Source organism: Streptomyces sp. 8L (assembly GCF_020176795.1).
Taxonomy (GTDB): domain Bacteria; phylum Actinomycetota; class Actinomycetes; order Streptomycetales; family Streptomycetaceae; genus Streptomyces.
This window is the reverse complement of record NZ_JAIUKE010000415.1, coordinates 1-3,591: the sequence shown is the minus strand read 5'-3', so window position 1 is coordinate 3,591 and position 3,591 is coordinate 1. Positions and strand designations below refer to the sequence as shown.

Sequence of the window (3,591 nt, the reverse complement as noted above, 5' to 3'; positions counted from 1 at the left end):
CATCTGGACGAAGACCGCCGACGACATCCTCGACACCCTCGCCGCATACTGCACACGAATTAACGACTCAGGACACTAGCTTGTCGGCTGTCGTCTTTGGCCGCATGTTGGGCTGGTGGCTCGGTCCGTTCATGATGACCTGGTGGCTGGTGTTGATGCGCGGTCGAGAAGGAACTCGGCGACGACAGGGTTCCGGAAGAGGGGATACCAGTCGCTGAGGGCGCGATTGCTGGTGATGACCAGAAAACGTCCCCGGCGTGCGGAGACGAGTTCATAGAGGTCGTGAGCCTGGCCAGGGCTTTCGGCTGCCGCAGAGGGAAGTCGTCGAGGACGAGGACATCGAACCTGACGAGTTCGCGCAGGCGCTCGTCCCAGGTGCGGTCCGCGTGCCCGTCGGCGAGGACCCGGCTGGTGGCTTTATTGACGTCAGACGACAGCAGTTGTCGCTGGTCTCCGGAGGCGCCCGCCGGGCCCGGATCTCGATGTCGACGAGAACGGGAGATATCCGCCGGTACTCGGCAACGGCGGGACGACGGCTGCCACCTGCACCCGTAGCCAGCGCCTTTGCCCGTGCCCGGACGAGCGGCGCACGGCGTCTTACCGGTCGGCACCGAGTCGCTGTCCGAAGCCATCGAAAGAGCCAGCGTGCAGCCCCCGCTGAGCGGGCCATGCGATCGAATCCGCCTCTTGAGCCCGCGGTCACTGGACCCCTGGAACTCTGTGCACTGCGGGACCTAATCCGGTCCTCTCACAAAGTCGTTGGCTGGGCCAATCGCCGCCGCCCGACGCGCTCACATCTGCCGGCACCGTGGGCCCCGTGTCCTACGGACTCACAATGATCACGAAACCAGATATCTAACCTGAACGCCGGGGCCCTGGTCCTTCCACGGATCCATGATAGAGGAACGCCGGTCCCTTGGAGATGCTGCATTCGCCCACGGCAGAAAGGGAAAAGCACCGAAGAGCTGGATAGTACGCCGAAGTCATGTCAACGTACAACGACCTGCAAACACCGTGCCAGCCAGCCCTGTTGTGTGTCTGGTCGGCCCGCTAGCGTGGCTTCAGCTTAGGAGGTCTGCCTGTGTGAGTCTGCTATCCCATCTGCCAGCTTTACTGTCGCAGTGCGCTTTCCCCCCGGGAAGAAACGCCTGGATTCGCCAAACGGCAGGTGACTACCTTGCGTCTGCACAGGATATGTTTCTCCGTCTGTGCAACTGACCTCCCCGGTGAAGATCTCTTGTAGCGGGGACAGTGCGGTGATCGCGTCGTCCTCGCGCGCGTAAAGCCGCGTCCCGGGCGCAACAACTAGGTAAATGGCACAGGCCTTCGGCATTCCTGAGCGTCGTGGCACGGCAAATCTTGACCGGCTGACGGACAACGGTCGCCTCGGACCGTGCTCCCGGAGCAGTGCGCTCCCGCGTTCTCCCCGGCCGTCGACGACGAGGCCGAGCAGACGCAGGCGCCTGGCGCGGCGGGCAACATAGCCGACGATAGCCGGTTAGCCAAACCGGCGACCTTCAAGACCATTGAGGTGTTCGCATTCGGTTGCGCTTGGCGGTGGAGCCGCAGCGAACGAACGCAGGCAGCTTCGTGTCGTCGAGGGGCGGCGCGGAGCGGTTCTCACGGCAGCCCTGCCGTGGGCGGCACGGGGTCACCCGCAGGTGATCGTCCTGGCGCATATCGCGTGAGGGTGTGCTGCCGCATTTTCTGTCGCTCCTCGTACCTCAGCAAGGAATCCCGCACATGCGTCAGCCTGTCATACCCCCCGTCCTCTTGCGGCTCCAGTCGACTGATCCATCTGGGAGGGCGCCGAGCTCCATCATTGCCTCGCAAGGAGCGATGAGCACATGGCGGTAGCGACAAGGAACTCGCAGAAACTGACGGTGGATGAGGTCTGCGCCGAGCTTCAGGTCGCTCGCTCCACCTTCTATGACTGGCGCGCGAAAGGGCGAGGGCCTCGGTGTATCCGTCTACCCAATGGCGCCCTGCGCGTACGGCGTAGTGATTTCGAAAATTGGCTCAATGATTGTGAGATTCTTTGACGGACTCCTCGTTTGAGGTTCGGATATTCAACCTTGAGGTAAGGAAGCGTTCCAACGGGACGTCCGGCTTCAGGCTGCTCTGGCAGGTCGGGCCGAGGCGTCGCTTCTCTCGAACCTTCAATACCAAGGCGCTAGCCGATGCTGAACGGGCCAAGCTACTGACGGCCGCCAAAAAGGGTGAGCCGTTCAGTATCGAAACCGGCCGACCCGTCTCGTACGGTAGCAAAGCGGGCGAGGTGAGCTGGTACGAGTTCGCGGTCGGCTTCGTCGACAAGACTTGGCCGACTAATTCAGTGAATCAGCGGAAAAACGTGGCGAAAGCACTCATGACCGCAACGGTCGCGCTGGTGCGCACGCCGCTCCCGGCTCGCTTCGACCCGGTCCGGGTCCGTACGGCGCTTCGTGAATGGGCTTTCCACGCGAAGCGGCGTGGGGACAAGGCTGCTCCACCGGCTGACATCCGCGAGATCCTGGACTGGGTCGAGCGCAACACGCTGTCCATGGCCGCCTGGGAGGATTCTCAGCTTGTCGATCGAGTGCTTGGGGCGCTCGGCACGAAGCTGGATGGTACGGCCGCTGCACCGAGTTCCGTGCTGCGCAACCGCCGGATCATGAACCTCGTCATCGAGCTGGCCGTGCGGCGGGGGGTGCTGGCCAAGAACCCTCTGCCTAAGGGCAAGGTCTCCAACGCCGCTCCCAGGGTGGCAGATGCCATCGACAAGCGCTCGCTCCTCAACACGGACCAGGTCCAGGCGATGCTCGAATGGATCGGCACGAGGCGGTACGGATACGTCTACCGCGCGTTCTTCGCCACGCTCCTCTATGCGGGGCTGCGTCCCGAGGAAGCTGTGGCTCTCCGCGTGGCGGACGTGTCCTTGCCGCCCGAAGCGGCCGTAACCGCAGACGGTGTACCGGAATGGGGCGAGGCGGTCGTGCATGAGGCACAGCCGGAAGTCGGTAGTGGGTGGACGGACTCAGGAGAGCCTCACGAGAAGCGAGGTCTCAAGGGACGTCCCGTGGGCGACACCCGGACTGTGCCGCTCCACCCCGACCTCGTGGCTCTGCTCCGTGCCGTCATCGAGCGCCTTGAGCTCCAGCCGGGCGATCTCCTCTTCCCTGGGCAGTTGAAGGGCGGGATGCTGGCGGGATCAGTGCTCAGGAGGTGCTGGGGCAAGGCCCGGAAGGCCGTACTGCCTCCTCACGTCTTCCACTCCATCGCGGGTCAGCGGGTATACGGCTGCCGCAACATCTGCCTCACGAACTGGCTCAACGACGGGATCCCGCCGGCGACTGTCGCCCGATGGGCAGGTAACAGCGTGCAGGTCCTTCTCGCGGTCTACGCCCGCTGTATTGATGGGCGTGACGCTGACTACCAGCGACGTGCGTACGGCACTCGCTACATTCGAGCGTCCTGAGCAGGCACGTTCCTTCATCCGGCCGCGGGGGGGGGGGCCCCCCGGGGGGGGGGGCGCCCCCCCCGCGGCCGGGGGGGGTAGGTGGTGGTAACTCCGACCGCCCAGCGGGGGGGGGGGGGGGGGGGGCTGGGGGG

Annotated in this window: 2 protein-coding genes and 1 pseudogene; 2 read left to right on the top strand and 1 reads right to left on the bottom strand. The window is 64.5% G+C overall.

What is annotated here, in order from left to right; genetic code table 11:
• Nucleotides 1-67: 67 nt before the first annotated feature.
• A pseudogene (locus LCE31_RS41570) lies at nt 68-413 on the bottom strand (ATP-binding protein); the annotation flags it as partial.
• Nucleotides 414-1,847: 1,434 nt separating this feature from the next.
• Here LCE31_RS41570 and LCE31_RS29160 point away from each other — a divergent pair.
• Both LCE31_RS29160 and LCE31_RS29155 read left to right on the top strand, forming a co-directional pair.
• Entirely contained in the window at nt 1,848-2,042 is a 195-nt protein-coding gene (locus LCE31_RS29160) for a helix-turn-helix transcriptional regulator (RefSeq protein WP_225019492.1), read from the top strand.
• Nucleotides 2,039-3,457 carry a tyrosine-type recombinase/integrase gene (locus tag LCE31_RS29155; protein ID WP_225019490.1) on the top strand — a complete coding sequence of 473 codons (1,419 nt, stop codon included), beginning with the start codon at nt 2,039-2,041 and terminating at the stop codon, nt 3,455-3,457. Before LCE31_RS29160 ends, LCE31_RS29155 begins: the two co-directional genes overlap by 4 nt.
• The last annotated feature ends 134 nt before the right edge of the window (nt 3,458-3,591 follow it).

Coding starts and splice junctions, on each gene's coding strand:
- LCE31_RS29160 (WP_225019492.1), top strand. CDS start 1,848: ATGGCGGTAGCGACAAGGAACTCGCAGAAACTGACGGTGGATGAGGTC.